This is a genomic window from Marivirga aurantiaca, from assembly GCF_016679925.1.
Classification (GTDB): Bacteria; Bacteroidota; Bacteroidia; order Cytophagales; family Cyclobacteriaceae; genus Marivirga; species Marivirga aurantiaca.
Window position 1 is genome coordinate 1 of the sequence record NZ_JAEQBW010000001.1, and the last position, 16,661, is coordinate 16,661.

17 protein-coding genes are annotated in these 16,661 nt (G+C 35.1%); all 17 read left to right on the plus strand.

Annotated features, from left to right (window positions below):
- Window positions 1–302 (plus strand): DUF4919 domain-containing protein (locus tag JKA74_RS00005; RefSeq protein ID WP_201429087.1); only part of this gene is annotated, 302 nt, incomplete at its 5' end.
- A gap of 185 nt (window positions 303–487) precedes the next feature.
- The gene (locus JKA74_RS00010) at window positions 488–1,297 is read left to right on the plus strand and encodes a hypothetical protein (RefSeq protein WP_201429088.1); all 810 of its coding nucleotides are present in this window, start codon (window positions 488–490) and stop codon (window positions 1,295–1,297) included.
- Window positions 1,298–1,518: 221 nt separating this feature from the next.
- The gene (locus JKA74_RS00015) at window positions 1,519–2,037 is read left to right on the plus strand and encodes a hypothetical protein (RefSeq protein WP_201429089.1); all 519 of its coding nucleotides are present in this window, start codon (window positions 1,519–1,521) and stop codon (window positions 2,035–2,037) included.
- 166 nt (window positions 2,038–2,203) lie between these two features.
- On the plus strand, window positions 2,204–2,899 hold the full coding sequence (locus tag JKA74_RS00020; protein WP_201429090.1) for an HNH endonuclease: 696 nt from the start codon (window positions 2,204–2,206) through the stop codon (window positions 2,897–2,899).
- A gap of 184 nt (window positions 2,900–3,083) precedes the next feature.
- Window positions 3,084–3,833: a hypothetical protein gene (locus JKA74_RS00025; RefSeq protein ID WP_201429091.1), complete on the plus strand. Its 750-nt coding sequence runs from the start codon at window positions 3,084–3,086 to the stop codon at window positions 3,831–3,833.
- Between the two features lie 384 nt (window positions 3,834–4,217).
- Window positions 4,218–4,514 (plus strand): type II toxin-antitoxin system HigB family toxin, encoded by a 297-nt coding sequence (locus JKA74_RS00030; protein ID WP_201429092.1) that lies wholly within the window; start codon window positions 4,218–4,220, stop codon window positions 4,512–4,514.
- A gap of 10 nt (window positions 4,515–4,524) precedes the next feature.
- Window positions 4,525–4,893, plus strand: coding sequence for a helix-turn-helix domain-containing protein (locus tag JKA74_RS00035; RefSeq protein ID WP_201429093.1), 369 nt, complete (start codon window positions 4,525–4,527; stop codon window positions 4,891–4,893).
- A 169-nt stretch (window positions 4,894–5,062) separates the two neighbouring features.
- Window positions 5,063–6,148 carry an SMEK domain-containing protein gene (locus JKA74_RS00040; RefSeq protein ID WP_201429094.1) on the plus strand — a complete coding sequence of 362 codons (1,086 nt, stop codon included), beginning with the start codon at window positions 5,063–5,065 and terminating at the stop codon, window positions 6,146–6,148.
- Between the two features lie 166 nt (window positions 6,149–6,314).
- Window positions 6,315–7,400, plus strand: a complete 1,086-nt coding sequence (locus JKA74_RS00045; RefSeq protein WP_201429095.1) for an alpha/beta hydrolase — start codon at window positions 6,315–6,317, stop codon at window positions 7,398–7,400.
- Between the two features lie 160 nt (window positions 7,401–7,560).
- The gene (locus JKA74_RS00050; RefSeq protein ID WP_201429096.1) at window positions 7,561–8,385 is read left to right on the plus strand and encodes an erythromycin esterase family protein; all 825 of its coding nucleotides are present in this window, start codon (window positions 7,561–7,563) and stop codon (window positions 8,383–8,385) included.
- Between the two features lie 34 nt (window positions 8,386–8,419).
- Window positions 8,420–8,782 (plus strand): erythromycin esterase family protein, encoded by a 363-nt coding sequence (locus JKA74_RS20845; protein ID WP_317193559.1) that lies wholly within the window; start codon window positions 8,420–8,422, stop codon window positions 8,780–8,782.
- A gap of 222 nt (window positions 8,783–9,004) precedes the next feature.
- Window positions 9,005–9,238: a hypothetical protein gene (locus tag JKA74_RS00060; protein ID WP_201429097.1), complete on the plus strand. Its 234-nt coding sequence runs from the start codon at window positions 9,005–9,007 to the stop codon at window positions 9,236–9,238.
- Window positions 9,235–9,564, plus strand: a complete 330-nt coding sequence (locus tag JKA74_RS00065; RefSeq protein WP_201429098.1) for a hypothetical protein — start codon at window positions 9,235–9,237, stop codon at window positions 9,562–9,564. The genes JKA74_RS00060 and JKA74_RS00065 overlap by 4 nt, the downstream gene beginning before the upstream one ends.
- A gap of 150 nt (window positions 9,565–9,714) precedes the next feature.
- Window positions 9,715–11,019 (plus strand): M1 family metallopeptidase, encoded by a 1,305-nt coding sequence (locus JKA74_RS00070; protein WP_201429099.1) that lies wholly within the window; start codon window positions 9,715–9,717, stop codon window positions 11,017–11,019.
- Window positions 11,020–11,348: 329 nt separating this feature from the next.
- The gene (locus tag JKA74_RS00075) at window positions 11,349–12,719 is read left to right on the plus strand and encodes an eCIS core domain-containing protein (RefSeq protein WP_201429100.1); all 1,371 of its coding nucleotides are present in this window, start codon (window positions 11,349–11,351) and stop codon (window positions 12,717–12,719) included.
- Window positions 12,720–12,884: 165 nt separating this feature from the next.
- Window positions 12,885–14,075, plus strand: coding sequence for a winged helix-turn-helix domain-containing protein (locus JKA74_RS00080; RefSeq protein ID WP_201429101.1), 1,191 nt, complete (start codon window positions 12,885–12,887; stop codon window positions 14,073–14,075).
- A 543-nt stretch (window positions 14,076–14,618) separates the two neighbouring features.
- Window positions 14,619–16,502 carry an eCIS core domain-containing protein gene (locus JKA74_RS00085; protein WP_201429102.1) on the plus strand — a complete coding sequence of 628 codons (1,884 nt, stop codon included), beginning with the start codon at window positions 14,619–14,621 and terminating at the stop codon, window positions 16,500–16,502.
- Window positions 16,503–16,661: the final 159 nt, after the last annotated feature.

Below are 16,661 nucleotides of genomic sequence, written 5' to 3' on the forward strand. Positions count from 1 at the left end.
ATAAACTCGATAGACCTGAGAGTGAATGGCTGAAATATCAAAGCAGATTTCGAGCGCTTCGAAAATTGATTGTTTATAGTGGAAACGGGCTAAGTACAGAAACTGCATTTAAAGTTATTTATGTCTCTGATGAGTATAATATTTTGTACGACTATTTTGAGATATCAAAAATTCATGACCAGACCTTAGTTGGGTTTTGTGATAAATTTGTTGTTGAACCGAGTGAATATTATAATGCCTCAGAAGTATTCTTTGATATTTCGAGGAAACTAATTCGTCAGGAAGAATTGCTTAATGAATAAAATACGAAAGTTGCCAACATCACCTATGAATGAATGGGGGTTCATCAGTCAGGAAATTTTGGAGGTACTTGGAAAGTCAGCCACAATGTGTAAATTTATTAATTGCTGTGGCTATGTGCGGATGGCAAGCTTAGTGGTTTCTAAGCCCCACTCATCATAGCCATAGCGTTACCCACCATTGACTCATGCAGGATATAAAAACTCTCATATTAAAAGGATATCAAAAGTTTGAATTTTCATTAGGAGATGAATCAGTGATAACTAAATATTTAAAATACCTTGAAACTCCTGACTTAGAAATTAGAAAGCAAGTAGAATTATTTCATCTCGAGCTTTTAGAGAGTCTTATCTCTATTCAAGAACATGATATAAAATCCTCCAATAGATACATTAAAAATCTAAAAAGTTCAGAAAACCTTAGAAACTTCTGGGGTGAAAAATTTGAAGTCATAATTCATAGCAAGCTAATTAAATTGGTTGATCAGAATGCAATATCCACAGTAAGAAGGGGAAAGGACGGTAAAGAACCAGATTTACTTTTTGATTTTGAAAATCATCAATTAGGAATAGAATTGACCACATTAAAATTTGAAAAAAGTCCAAATAAGTTAGAACTAGCTTCTTTTAAAAAAATGATGGACAAGATCAGTGAAAAAAATAATAATGTCTACGCCAATAAAAATACTGTCCTGTTTATTGATATCTCAAACATTGAATTCTTAAATGCATTAATGACAGGGAATTCGTCAGTAGATTTTCTTGATAAGTATAAAGACCAATTAGAGGCTTTATCAACAAAGCTTAATTTTAAATTTATTCTATTTCTGGAAAGTATTTTTTATTACGACTCAATGAAAAATTTAAAACGATGTCTCAATCCTATTGCAGGTATAACTGACAATGAGAAACCTAACTCTGTTAATCGATTTCTTAATCTGGCATTTAATGATTTTAAGAAGGGAGACAATAAAATATATAGACATCAAAACATATAATACACGGTGGGTAACATTCTGTATAAATCATGGCTGTTAGTAGGTCATTGTTCCTTCAGCTCTTTGTAGAAAGCCCGTCAATCCGCAGGATTGACTTATTGGTGAAGATTAATTTAATAAGCCAATCCTGCGGATTGCCTCGGTAGTTAACTGAAATTTTTATACTTTTAATCAGCCACGAATTTATACAGTGGCGTTAGTAGCAATTCCAGAACTTGCAAATGAAATTCTTAACGGACAGATATATTAGATCCTTATTTTTGATCGGGTTGGGTATTTATTTTATCGTAGAACACGAGATACGGGAAAGACCGCAATCAACGGAAGACCTAATCGACCTTCATGGGACAATTACTGATTATTCATTTAAGGATAATACAGGTTGGAGAGGAAACGGACGTCAGTATTATATATATTTGGACGGATATCCAACTAAATTTCAAGTAAAAGCGGACTATCTAAGATTTTTTAATAAACAACAATTTGAGTATAACTATAAACGTGATAGTCAAGTAAGACTGAGCATCCCTAGGTATCAAAAGAGTTTAGTAGGAACAGATGAGAATGTTTTTTTGACATCAATTTCAGTTAACGGATTTGAATATCTTTCAAAGGATGAGACAATTAGTAGAGAAATTACCATGGCAACTTCAAACTCGGATTACATTTTGGGAGGTGTTTCTATTGCAATAGGAATATTGGTTTTCCTATTCTATGACAAAATTAAAAAAAGCTACTAACATCACCTATGAATGAATGGGGTTTCATCGGTCAGGAAATTTGGGGGGCACTTGGAAAGTCAGCCACAATGTGTAAATTTATTAATTGCTGTGGCTGTGTGCGGATGGCTAGCTTAGTGTTTTCTAAGCCACACTCATCATAGGCATAGCGTTATGAGTAACTAGTATGGCTAAACATAAATTTACGTATTCTGAAAAATATGCAGTCTGGGAAACTCACGGTTATTGCTGTTATTGGTGTGGAGACCCGTTAGAAATTCAACAAACTACTGTTGATCATGTCATACCTGAACACTTAGAAGAGAAAGAAGATGAGTTGAATTGGGTAAAAGAACATTACGCTTTACCCAAGGAGTTTGAAGTGAACGCCTTTGAGAATTGGGTGCCTTCGCATAGCAACTGCAACAGTCGAAAAAGTATAACTCTGTATAAACCATCTCCAGCTTTTATTGCGATACTAGATTCAATAATTAAGAAAGGATCGATTGCTCGAAAGAAGTTTGAATCCATTACAAAAGCAAAGGATCGCGACAAGGTCATTGGAAAAATTATGATAGACCTTGAAGACGGCAAAATCACAAAGGATGATTTAATAGCTCTATTAGGTACAACTAATGAAAAAGTTCCAGATATATCAGAAGACGTAGACGGTAAATTACATATTCGTGTTTCTAATAGATGGAAGGTTGTTAACACAATGGATAATGATCTTGCAATGGTATCTGATGGTCGAATGGCTGGGATAACTCCAACAAATGAAAATCCGCATATCTCATGGAGTTGTCCGAATTGTGGGAGCTACGGCCCTTGGAACGGAGTAATGTGCATGAACTGCGGAATGAAGAGTGATCCATTTGATTAAAATACTCATAACATATGCTATGTATGAATGGGTTTTCATCAGTCAGGAAATTTGTAGGGATTGGAAAGTCCGCCACAAATGTTAATTTTAAATCAAGGCGTGGCTATGTGCGGATGGCAAGCTTAGTTGTTTCTAAGCCCCACTCATCATAGCTAGGCGTTGTGGTGCATCGGGGCAAACTCATATGAAATACATTTTTGCATTAACTCTTACGTTTTTCCTTTTCAACATTCAAACGAACGGGCAGGAACTTGTCAACAAATGGGCTAACTCAGTAAGCAACATTGAAGGTTTTCTAGAAATTGATAAGTCCAAGTTTGATAAATGGGACTTGAGTAATATTCTATCCAATCAAACTCAGATAAATCCACTATCAACGTACATTGGGGTATTTGGACCCAAATACAGAAGAATAGACTTTCATCTGATGGCCAGCAAAAAAGAAGGAACATATGAAGTCACTGGCAAAAGCAAGCTGGGCAATAACATCCAAAACTTGAACGGTGAATTCAACCTTCGGAAAGTGTTTTATCGCAAACAGGATTATATATCTGACACGTTGTACATCGGAGTGTTTGACTACATCCTTCGTGAACCTGGCTTAAAGGAGGGTGACGGTGAATTCAGAGGAACGTTCTCTGTTGTTTTCTATCGTATAAACAATCAAATTCAGATTTTCAAAACCTCTTCTGGTGACGAACCAAATTTCACAAACACTTTTGTAGGCGCTTGGAAACGCTACAACTCTGACGTTGAACGAACGGTAATATTCTCTTTTCATCCTGCTGGACTATACGAACGCCTTCCTTATTGTGAACCTTTGTATTCGACCAAAGACATGAACGATGATTTCACGATCATAAAAGAAGAATTCATTCAATATGGCTGGGAAGACTTTAACTACAACGGTCAAAAATCAAACTGGTGGAAATAGACGCACCACAACATTCAGTATGAAATCATGGCGGGTCAGTGGTGTACGATAGTTTTCTGCTTTCTGGAAGCTCCGCCAAATCTGCGATTTGGCCGGTGTCGAACAAAATTTGGTTGGCCAAATCACAGATTTGGCTATCTTGTACTTGAAAGTTTAACTATATCAAACCGCCACGATTCATACAGTGGCGTTGCCAACAATAATCTGTAATGTGAAATACCCTATTATGTTATAATCTTACTACTCTGCATTTCATGTACACAAGAAGCTAAATGCATTCAATTCAGCTTTTAAAACAAATGTTTTGCTTGTCAAAATCCTTTAATAAAAGTTCTCTTTTTAAGAACTAAATTTATATCTTTGTTGTAATTTTGAAACTTTTACATGGATAGAATATTTGCTAAAAGAACCTTAAGAGAATTTTGGGAAAAACATGCTGACTCTGAACAATATCTCAAAACATGGTATGATACAGCTATGAACAGTCAATGGAAAACCCCGAATGATGTTAAAAACACCTATGCAAATGCTAGTATACTAAAAGATGAACGAGTTGTATTTAACATCAAAGGAAATTCTTACAGACTTGTGGTGAAGTTCAATTTTGAAAAGCAGTGGATATTTATCCGCTTTATTGGAACGCATGCCGAATACGATAAAATTGATGCCAACAACATTTAAATAGATAATTATGACAATAAAACTTATAAAAACAGATAGCGAATATCAAGAGGCCCTCAACAGACTTGAAGAAATCTTTGATGCTAAAATAGGAACTCCAGAAAGTGATGAAGCTGATATCCTAGGACTTCTTATTGATGAATATGAGAAAAAACATTACCCTATAGATGCCCCAGACCCCATTGAAGCAATTAAAATTAGAATGGAGGAAATGGATTTGAAACAGAAGGATTTAGTCGGTGTTATTGGTGGAAAAAGTAGGGTATCTGAAATTCTTAATCGAAAGAAAAAGTTGACCGTGGATATGGTTCGCAACTTGGCTGTAAGATTAAATCTATCAGCGCAAATTCTAATAAACGACTACAAGCTAATAAAATAGTAAAATTGGCAACACTAGCTAAAAACAATGGCGGTTTTGCAGGTAATTGAAAAATACTCTCTTTTTGCTACCTTTATTTAAGCTGGAACGTGGGGAGGATTTAATCCGCCACAGTTTTTAGCCTAAACGTTAGCGGTCAGGATGGTACAGTAAAGGGACATAGTTTACAATGAATAAAAGAGAAACAGAATTAAAACATATTTCTAATGAATTCTCTATTTGGGAAGTTAAACTTCGGAATCTTAGCTCTATGAGCTTATATGATGCTCATCATTTGTCTGAAGATAGTATATGTGAACTTCTTAATACGATTTTTAATTACCAGCTCAAAAACTTGAATTCACTAAAAATGAATTACCCAGCAATTGACTTGGGGGACGAGTTCAATTCCGTTTGCATTCAGGTAACTTCAACTAAAACAACTAAAAAAATACAGGAGACTATAAATAAGTTTCTCGAAAAGGAATTAAACATAACCTATGATAAACTTTTCATAATTGTACTTGGTAAAAAACAGAAACGTTACACAACACTAAAAGTACCTGACACATTTACGTTCAATCCGGAAAGTCATATCTTAGATTTCGAAGACTTACTAAGACAAATAAAAACATTTCCAGTCAACAAGTTAGAGACTATTTCTAATCTTCTTACCGCTGAAAATAACTCTCATAATAGCAAGAAATCTATCTCTAATTCCACAAGATTAAAAAGAAATTTAGCCCTTAAAAAAAGACTTCAAAAAGACTTATTAATAGAACTCCCTAGAGAGCATTGGGAAAGGTCTTGGTACGAACCATGGATTAAATTTAAATATCATAGCGTTCTAATTAGGTCTGTTGATGATAACAAATGGCCAGAAGTTGACGATGCTCCTACAACTAAAATTAGTTCATGGTTTAAAGGGGATTTTTGGGATTTTTATGACAATGGTATAGAGTTAATAAGCGGAGGTGGAAGAGTGTTATTTGATAAAAACGGCAATTGGGATATTTTAAATTACGCTAATGATGAAAGAGATAATAATAAAAATTATCAATTGATTAATTATCATGAATATTTGAGAATACCATACGACTATATTGTTCAATATGACATGGAAACAGACCCCTATTACGGTATCCCTTCTATTTATGTCGAATATGCAAAAGACGGAATGCCCTATGAAGACATTCTACAAGGTATAGGTGGTTCTTATGAACTGAAACAGCATAGACTCCTCCTGGATAAGCAAAAAAGACGTAAATTAAAATAACAAACCGCCAACATGGAATATGAAATCATAGTGGTTTAGTGGGTTGTCATAGTTCTTCGCTACTTGCCATCGCCAATCCTGAAGATTGGCTTAATGGTAGATTGAACGTATATTGCAGTCAAAATGCTACAATTCATATACAGGCGTTAGCCTCAAGCGAAAAAAAATGAAGAACCTATTCATAGAAATAATATTTATCAGCCTAATCATCTCATGTCAATCAAATTCTGCGAGAATAAAGCAAGATACTGTTAGTGAAAAACTGGTAATCAATTATAACGGAGATGCAGATGTTGTTCAGTTCAAGATGTTTGAAGGACTTCATCAAACTTTAACAAAAGATACGATCACTGGAATATTTGAGGGATTCTTAGAAATCCCAAATCTCAATGAGGCAATATTTACTTACGATATTGTTGTTCATAAAAAAGACTCACTAAAACGGATGATTGAATTAGAGCCTGAAAGCCATCTGGTGAAACTAAATCAACATGACGCAATAGAAGAGAGAGACCAATTTCTATGGATAGGCAAAAATCGAAATGGCAATTATTTCAAAAATGAAGAACTCACAGGCTCACTGGTTACTAAAAGTATGACAAGTGAATTCTTAGAAGAAGAAAGAGAAATAACGGTATATACACCCAAGGGTGTAAGCTCAAAAATTCCATATATTTATTTTACAGACGGTTCGGTAGTTAAAGACTATGCGCCATATATAGACCGTCTAATCACAACTAATAAAATAAGGCCCATAAAGTTAATAGGCATCCATTCCAGTTCATCAAATAGATATAAAGAATATGTTAAAGGTGGTGACGATAATGAAGTATTTAGAAAACATCAAAGATTTGTTTACAAAGAATTAATACATTCAATTGAGAAGGAAACAGAAAACTGGGAAGGTAAAAGGTATTTATTTGGGTTTTCTAACGGAGCCGCTTTTTGCATGCACGCTGGACTAAATCAGCCAAATGTATTTGAGGAAATAATTGCATTCTCAACAGCAGATTATATTTCCTCAATGGCACAGTGGATCAGTCCGATAAAATTTGAGTTTGATGAATACCCTAAGTTCTATATGGGGGCAGGAAGGTATGAAAAAAGTATTTTTAATAATAATATTGAGTTTTTAGACAAGCTGAAAGACAATGAAATCCAAGTGCAGTTTAAGGAATTCGTCTCTGGTCATGACTATAATGTATGGAGAATAGAATTTCTGGAATATTTAGAAAATCGTTTCAAAAAATAAAAAGCAAGAGGCTAACACTACATATAGCTTATGGCGGGTTCAGAGGGAAAAGAAAATTTAGTACATTTAAATAAGTTTGGTGTAGGTAAACAGGAAAGCGCTTCTAAAGCCGCCACCAAGCCATATGCCTAAACGTTGGCAAACATTTAAAAAAAACTGAATGAACAAAATTCTAACATTTATAATAGTTCTAGCTTTCTACTCTTGCAACGCACAAACTAATTTTAATTCGACAATTGAATTTACTTCAGATTTAGAAAAGTTTGAAAATCTATCGGGATTGAAAGAGTCCTTAAAAGGTGTAGAAATAATTGCACTTGGAGAAAATACTCACGGACTTGGAGAAGTATTTACAGCCAAAACAGAATTAGTTAAATTTTTACATCAAGAATTAGGATTTGATTTAGTGCTTTTTGAATCAGGATATGGAGATGCTGCATTGGCTTGGGAGCAATTGGACTCACTATCTACTAGAGAATTCACAAGTGTTTTTAGCTCAAATTTTTACTACAATTCAGAAGAAATTGAAAATCTTGTAAGCTATGTAAAATCACAAAATGGTGAATTAAAAATACAAGGTTTTGATTGTCAACCACAGCAAAACTACCTAATAAAGCGAATGACCGAAATTGTTCAATCTGTGGATTCTGTATTGGCAAAATCCGTTCTATTGGAAATGAGAAGTTTTAATAACCTCTATCAATATGAAAACGATAATGACACATTGTCTTTCTACAAACAAAGAGACAGATTTATTGACTTTTTGAATAGTTATAACGATTTTTTGAATAAAAACTTAAATGAATTACTTAATTCAGGGGCGACAAAAAATGAAATTAATGCTTTGAAAAAATCAAATGAAATTTTTATAGATACGTATTCAAAAATCAATATCGGTGAGATAATGAGTTGGCCAGTAGCGGATAACATTAGAGATAAATCATTATTTGAAAAAGTAAAATGGTTTAAAGAAAGCAAACCCTAAATCAAAAATCATTATTTGGGGACAAAACAGTCATATTGAAAACAAGACAAAACCAAACTATAATGTGAATTGGATGGGACACAGTCTTAAAAATGCCTTTGCTGATAAATACTATTCAATTGGAACAATTGTTTACAGTGGAAAAAACCTAAACTATAACGGAACCTTTGATTTTGAGCATAAAGACAATAACTATCTAGCTTACCACCTTGACCAATTTCAAAAAGAAAAGTATGTATTGGACTTACGAACATACAATAAAAACGATTTTACCAGCGAACTACTTCTAGGAATGGAAAACAATGGAAATACAGCTGAATTTATTGCTAAAGACAGGTTTGACGGGTTACTTTTTATTAAGCATAGTGGTTTACCAAAGCTGATTAAAAAAGAATAAAAACGATTTGCCAACAATTTATACGTAATGCGGGCGGAAGTGCTGATATGAAAATAATTACATTTAATAAACTAACGGCTAAACGGAAAGTGAAGTGCTTTGAAATCCCGCACTACGCATAGCCTAGAACGTTATAGCACATTTTATGACAGACTCGCACCAAGACAATTTGACATATAAAAACACTTGTATGGCTTTTTACCAATACGAATAAAAAAAATAATGAAAACTTTAATACTAATCATATCAATTTCATTTATTGTGTTTCTTTTAATTAGAGCCATCCGAAAGAATAAAAACAAAGAAGAGAGCAAATTGAGCGTTTTTGAACACCCAAGTACCTTTAAAAAGCCTGACATTGAAATGGTTTCAAAATCAATAGGAGAAAATATAAATGATAAGAAGATCGAGACTATTCTTTTTGACGACCTAAATCAGAAAGAAGAAAAAGAATGAGAAATATCGAAATTGCATATTTACTTTTAGCCACAGCAATTTGGTTTGCAGGTTATTTCCATAATGGACGGTTTGTACGACCGAAATGGAAAATTCCGGGAAAATTTGTTTTTTATGTAGGAGTTTCGTTTGCCTTGACATATTGGTTTGGACATTGGGCTTTGATTTTCATCTTAGGACATCCAATTATTGGACTGATTTTTCACACAAAAGTTTGTAGAGAGAACAATATAAATTGGCTGAGCTGTGAACCAAGGGAAAAATACCTTGAATTACAAGAGAAATGGGCAAAAGGAGATTTTACTAAATCGACAAAGAAAGAATAAAAACGTGCTATAACACACAATATAAAGTATTGCGGTTGAAGTGTTTGTGTCCGGCATCCGGTTCCAAACCAACACCATCAACGGTGGACATTAGCGCGCTCCGAAAATCTGCAACGAATTTATACAGTGGCGTTATCTCTCATTAAAAATATGTTTACTAAGAATATATCCATCTTTTCAATAGTACTTTTGCTAACAACATCTGTTCAAGCCAGCCCTAATGATTTTGAACTAGATGTTATTAGCTATCACTTGACAATTGAACCTGATATTGAGAAGAAATACATTAGCGGTACTGTTGTCATTAAGTTTCAAATCGAAAATGATGCTAATTCTGTAGCATTTAAGTCTGGAAACCTTAGAGTTGATAAGGTGACTGGGGACAATGTTGTAGGTTTTGAGAATAGGGATGGTAGTTTAATCATCAAATTGTCGGAAAGAGAAAAAAAGGAAAACGAACTAACGATTGATTATCATGGGAATCCGACAAATGGGCTTTTGTTCGACTCGGACCGCGGACAAACCTTTACGATATATTCGACAAGCCAATGGATGATCTGCAATGACTCACCCGGAGATAAAGCCTTGTTCCATCTGAATATATCTATTCCATCGGATAAAGACTGTATTGCTAGTGGCCAGCTAGTGAGCCAGGTGCGAAAGAATGGTAAAATACAATATTCCTATCAACAGAATTATGAATCACCCACCTACACCTATGGATTTGCCATTGGCAATTTCAATCAAGCGGAAGAAAAATCAGGAGAAGTATTACTTAGATACTACTCACAAGATTATACTTCCGGCCAGCTTATGACCATCTTCAAAGAAACACCCACGATGATTTCTTTTTTTGAAGAGAAATCCGGTGTGAAATATGATCAATCCAGGTATTCCCAAATACTCATTGGAAATCATTATCAAGAGATGTCAGGTTATTCAACGTTGAAAGACACCTATGGAAAGCTGGTATTGCAAGACAGCACTGAAACAAATTTGATTTCACATGAACTGGCTCATCAATGGTGGGGTAATCGAGTTACTTGTAAGAGTTGGAATCACTTTTGGCTTAACGAAGCAATGGCGACTTACCTGTCTGCAGCTTACAATGAATATCGCTTCGGCCAGAAAAAGTATCAATCCGATATAGATTCTTACTATGAAGTATATGAAGCTATAAAAAACCGAGGTAACGATAAGTCTCTGGTTTTTGCGAATTGGTCAAACCCATCAAACGATGATCGAAACTTAGTCTACTTTAAGGGAGCTTATGTATTGCACCTATTAAGAGAAAAAATGGGTGATGAAATATTTTGGGACGCAATTAAATTTTATACTGCCAAATATTTTGGGGAGTCTGTTGAAACAACTGACTTTCAGAAAGCCTTTGAGGAATCATCAGGTATTCAGCTAGATGGCTTTTTCAATGAATGGATTTATAAAAACGAGAGATAGCATAATTTGAAATCATAGCCACACAATGCAAACGCACAGACCAAAGCTACGATTCATACATTTAACGTTATGGGCAATTCCCCATATAGCTAAGCCATTGACTTCGCAAGCTAACGGGAGAGTAGATAAATTGAAAGAATTAATGAAAATCGATAATATACAAATTACTGATTTTCAACATTTTATAAAACGTTAATCAGAACTCCTTAAGCTAATGGAAGGATAGGTCGATTGAAAAAAATAAGGAAGGACTAATAAGTACAAATTGCTTATTTTTAACACTTTAATAAAACGTTAGTCAGAATTGACCAAAACCTAAAAGAAGAATTATGAATGCTCACGCTGACAAAACCGAGGAGAATAAAAGCCAATCAGTTTCTGCTGTGGACTCTCAAATGGAGAGGGGTGGTGGGTCTACTTTTCAGTTTATTGATAATAGACCTGAAGCGGTTGCACAACTCAAGTTGCAAGAGATGGCTAATAATAGTTCGAGAGCAATGCAGTTGAAAGCTATACAAGATATGGCTAACAGCAGCCAACAAGCTAAACAAGCTCCTCAATTGCAATCAATTACTGATAATTATTCTTCTCAGCAGCCAACAATCCAAAAGAAAGAAAATAACACTGGGTTACCTGATAATTTAAAAAAAGGCATGGAAAACCTGTCTGGGATGTCACTGGATGATGTAAAAGTATATCGCAACTCAGATAAACCAGCTCAGTTGCAAGCACATGCCTATGCGCAAGGGACGGATATTCATTTGGGGCCAGGAAAAGATAAACACTTGCCACATGAGGCTTGGCATGTGGTACAGAAGAAACAAGGAAGAGTTAAATCTACCTTTCAGATGAAGAGAGGAGTTAACGTGAATGATGACGTTGGTTTGGAGAAAGAGGCTGATTTAAAAGGAGATGAGGCTTTACAATTCAAGTTGCAGCAACCTAAGACTGTTCAGATTAAAAAGCAACAGATTATGGTGGACGAAAAAAGTCAAAGTTATAAGGTAGTACAAAGAGTATGGAAGAAGGATGAAGCCGGAAAAACTTATTGGGAAGGAGCTTGGGATACGGCAAGACTTATGTGTAAACAACCTGATGGGGCATATGATGTAGAAGCTTATAGTCCTCCGAAACTGCTTTTTTGGAACAGTGATTCTAAAAAATATGAATCTACAAGTTCGAGTTTTGTGATCGAGAATTCAAAAACTGACAAGTTAAAGGAAGAAAAGGTAAGAGAGTATAACACCTTACTTTTTTGGAGAGAACTTGCAGATATGATCAACCTCAAAGAATCTAAGCATATTTTGGCACAAATAATTGATACAATTGACTCTGCCGATGAATCTAGTTCGGAACCCATTATACTGGCTTATAGCGGGACTTCTTTGCTGGGGATTTCAATTTACTCAGTAAAGGGGACTACAATGGGCGCACCTGAAATACCAAACAGTGAAGAGAATTGGCTTTATGTAGCATATTCAGCCGCAGACCCTCTTTCACAAATCCCCAGAGAGAAAAGAGGTCCTGTTTTTGGAGGTGTCGGTGCTGCAATGAATAAGCACTATGATCTTTTTGCAGCCATGTTTGAGCTCCCTGTTTATCGTCATGCTGAAAACCCAATATCATATGTTTCTCTAATAAGGGCAGGCTATACCGATGTTTATGCCGATAGGGATTCTTTTGAGTTACCCGAACTATGAAATATTCAAACTTAGAAAAGATTGACTCCTTGAGCTAAAGATGCAGCAGATGCTAAGAATTGAGAGAGTATATGTTTGGCTTTGTACTTTGTTGAGTGAATATGTTGTACTATTTTTATCGGTAGTCAGAAGCTTAAACAATCATTCTGCATAAATTAAAACAAATTGGATCAAAAATTGACCTTAAAACAATTACAACGCATCACATTAGAAAGTCAGGGATTGCTACAAACAGCGCCATTTGGAAAAGGAAAAAAGGCGGTACTAAATGCATTGGAACATCTGGGGTACTTACAGATAGATACATTGTCAGTCGTTGAACGGGCACATCACCATACACTTTGGACAAGAATACCGGATTATAAACCAGCGTATTTAGATGAATTGGTAAAAGAACGCAAAGTGTTTGAGTATTGGTTTCACGCTGCCTCTTATCTTCCTATGAAAGATTTTCGTTATGCTTTGCCTCAAATGTTAGATGTCAAACAGAATGAATCGCATTACTATAAGGCCGACCCTAAAGTGATGCAATATGTAATGGATGCCATTCGTGCAGAAGGCCCGAAAAAAGCCAGGGATTTTGAGAGTGAAAGCAAGAAAGCAGGGAGTTGGTGGAATTGGAAACCAACAAAATTAGCTCTTGAAAGGCTTTTTATGCAAGGAGATTTGATGATTAGTGAAAGAAATGGGATGCAAAAAACCTATGACATTACCGAAAGAGTACTACCTGAAAACATTGACTTAAGAGAACCAAGCTCAATTGAATTTACTGAATATCTGGTAAAAACATATCTGCGTGCTTATGGATTCACGACTGTAAAACAAATTACCCACCTGAAGACGGGAAAAATTGTAAGAAGAAATGTCAATGAAGTATTAGAATCAATGCTTCAGAAAGGCAAAATACAAAAAGTCAATATTGAAGGCATGCCTTCTGTGTTCATAAAAAGTGATTTAGCACAAAAAGCATTTAGTGAAAACGATTCAAATATCTGCCTTCTATCGCCATTTGACAATGCGATTATTCATCATGATCGCATCAAACAATTTTTTGACTTTGATTTTCGCCTGGAATGTTATACACCAAAAGAGAAAAGACAGTACGGTTATTTTTGTTTACCCATCTTGTTTGGCGATGTATTTATAGGCAGAGTGGACTGCAAAGCGCATAGAAAAGAGAAACAATTTGAGATTATACATCTGCACATTGAAAATCAAAATGTGGACATAGCATTATGGTTAGAACCTTTTATAAAATCAATAAAGTCTTTCGCAACTTTTAACGGTTGTCAATCTTTAGTATTAACAAAAGTAAGTCCATCAAAATTAACTGACACCTTGAAACGAGCGATATAAAAATCATGGAAGATAAAGTCGAAGACAAAACAATGTAAGCGGAATGAGGTCTGAACGGCTAAAAACGCGCATTTTGGCCCCTGACAGACTTTAATGGTGGCGGACATATAATCGCCTTGAAATCCGCTACTACTCTTACTTGATAGCTATCAGCAATCCTCCATATAGCTAATCCATTGAGTTCGCAAGCTATCGGAAGGATAGAGGAATTGAAGAATCAATGGAAAACTAATAAATATAAATTGCTTATTTTTTATACTTTAAACATTCAAATTGTCCCAAAACAGTCTTATGATGACCATTGGGCAATTAAATTTTACAATAAGGAACTAATTTTGAGATAGTGAATTGGATGTTACGGAAAAAGTGTTTAACTACTGCTAGGCTTTATTAGCAATACCACCTCCCTCCTTTTTTTTCATACCGCAAATTCCTACTTCAGGTGAACTTTGGTTAGGAAGTTATAAAAGGCACTTTAATAGCTCAATTTTAAAATATTTTTTGATATCTTGTTAAGGCACACCAAAACCTGAAAAGTAAATTATGAATATTTACGCTTTCAAAATACAGGAAAATAAAACCCGAGCTGCTGCGAATTCAGCTTCCCAAAGCAAGAACCGTAGTGAACCTACTTTTCAGTTTGCGGATAATCGACCTGAAGCGATTGTACAAAGAAAACTACAGGAGCTAGCAAACAGCCATGCTGCTCAACAACAACTGCCCCAAAAGAAAGCAAGCTCTGAGTCTGGTAGAAGGGAAAACAATACGGGTCTACCAGATAATTTAAAAACAGGCGTAGAAAATCTGTCAGGCTATTCCATGGATGATGTGAAGGTTCACCGAAATTCCGGAAAACCTGCTCAACTACAGGCGCATGCCTACGCACAGGGATCTGAGATACATTTAGGTCCGGGACAAGAAAAACACCTGCCTCATGAAGTTTGGCATGTGGTACAGCAAAAGCAGGGGAGGGTGAAACCGACCATGCAAATATTAGAGCAAAGCGGAAATAGCACCACAACGGAGAAAAGTAAAATAGAGATTAATGATGATAGTGGATTAGAAAGAGAAGCAGATGTGATGGGGGCTAAAGCACTACAAAATAAAAGTACTCTCCAGGAGAAATCTAAAATAGCATCTGATAGTTTTCCAATAAAAACAGCGCTCCAGGCTAAAGCACCTGTTCAATGCTTTTTATTGAATGATAATGGATTACGTTATAGAGGTTATTATTCGGAAAAAATACATGCAAAAAAAAATAGAACTAAAGGAAAGTACCTATTTAAAGAAATTAAAGCCATGATTGATGACGATATAGACTATCAACTTACCGTGAAGCAGGCTTTTTTAAAATTAAAAAAAGAAAAAATGGGCTCAAAACCTCAGTCAGCGAGTTCTAAAATAAAAGGAAGAGCAACAAAAAGAGATATTAGTGATGAAGAGTCGATAAAATACCTATATGGCTATACTACTCAAGGAGGTTCTGTATATAAAGAAGAGGAAGAAATATATGACGATTCCAGAAAAAGAGCAAGAACGCCCCTATCTGATGCAATTTCAGAAGATGATGATCTTAATACTTTTATAAAACGAAGAAGGGTAACGGAAACCAACAAAGTAAATCGACAAACCGAATATAGAAATGATGCTCCTCCAGAAGAAAGTAGAATGTTAATTAAAAATCACTACGTTAAACCTGCTAATTTTTACAAGAAAGCACATAAATTAAAAAGGCCATATGCTTCAGCTCATCGAACACCAAGCTTTTTTGATGCCAGAGGTGGGAAAAATGAAGGTGATGATTATAGAAATGCTGACATGACTTCTGATGCTCACAATAAACGTCACTCCAAATTTGAAGGAGGTATTCGAACAAAACTTAACCAAGATTCGAGCCTGGCTGATCTTACCTATAAAGTGGATACTAAACATAGCATTGTGAAAGACTCCAAAAACTTTGCTAAAAAAGTGAAAAAAGAACTTAAGCTTGTGGTAAGTAAGGAGCGTTTAGAAAAATTTTACAACAAAAGGCAAGAGATAGAGCCCGAGCTAGAATATATTTCTAGCGATCAAAGGAGTGTTTATGACTCCAATAGCACTAAAATTGATGAAATGAGCATTGGCCCTGATTATGAAATGGATTTACCACGTAAATTTTTTAGCCAAAAAGAACGAGACATGGAAGGATTTAGAAGGGCACAATATCATGGGAAAGGAAGTATCTACGAAACACTGGATAGCAATAGTGAAGATTCTGAATTAGATGATGAGCCTCCTGGAAAAGGTAGTAGAACAGATTATAGATCGATGACTAAATCTGAACTTAAAAATGTTATCGAGGAGCTTGAATATCATTCTGAAAAACGTTTAAGTAACGATGGATTAGAAAGTCTGAAAAAAATGAGAAAACATTACAATTCATTATAAAAGGTACTGATTATCCGAAATTAATCATAATCCGCTAATATGGGCAATCACAAAGCTGTCGAATAGTTCACTCCAATATTCTTTGTTTATATCGAGGATTAGGGTACTCTTGATAAATGCCTCACAGTCGCAAAACCAAATAAGTTTCTGATACTGGAC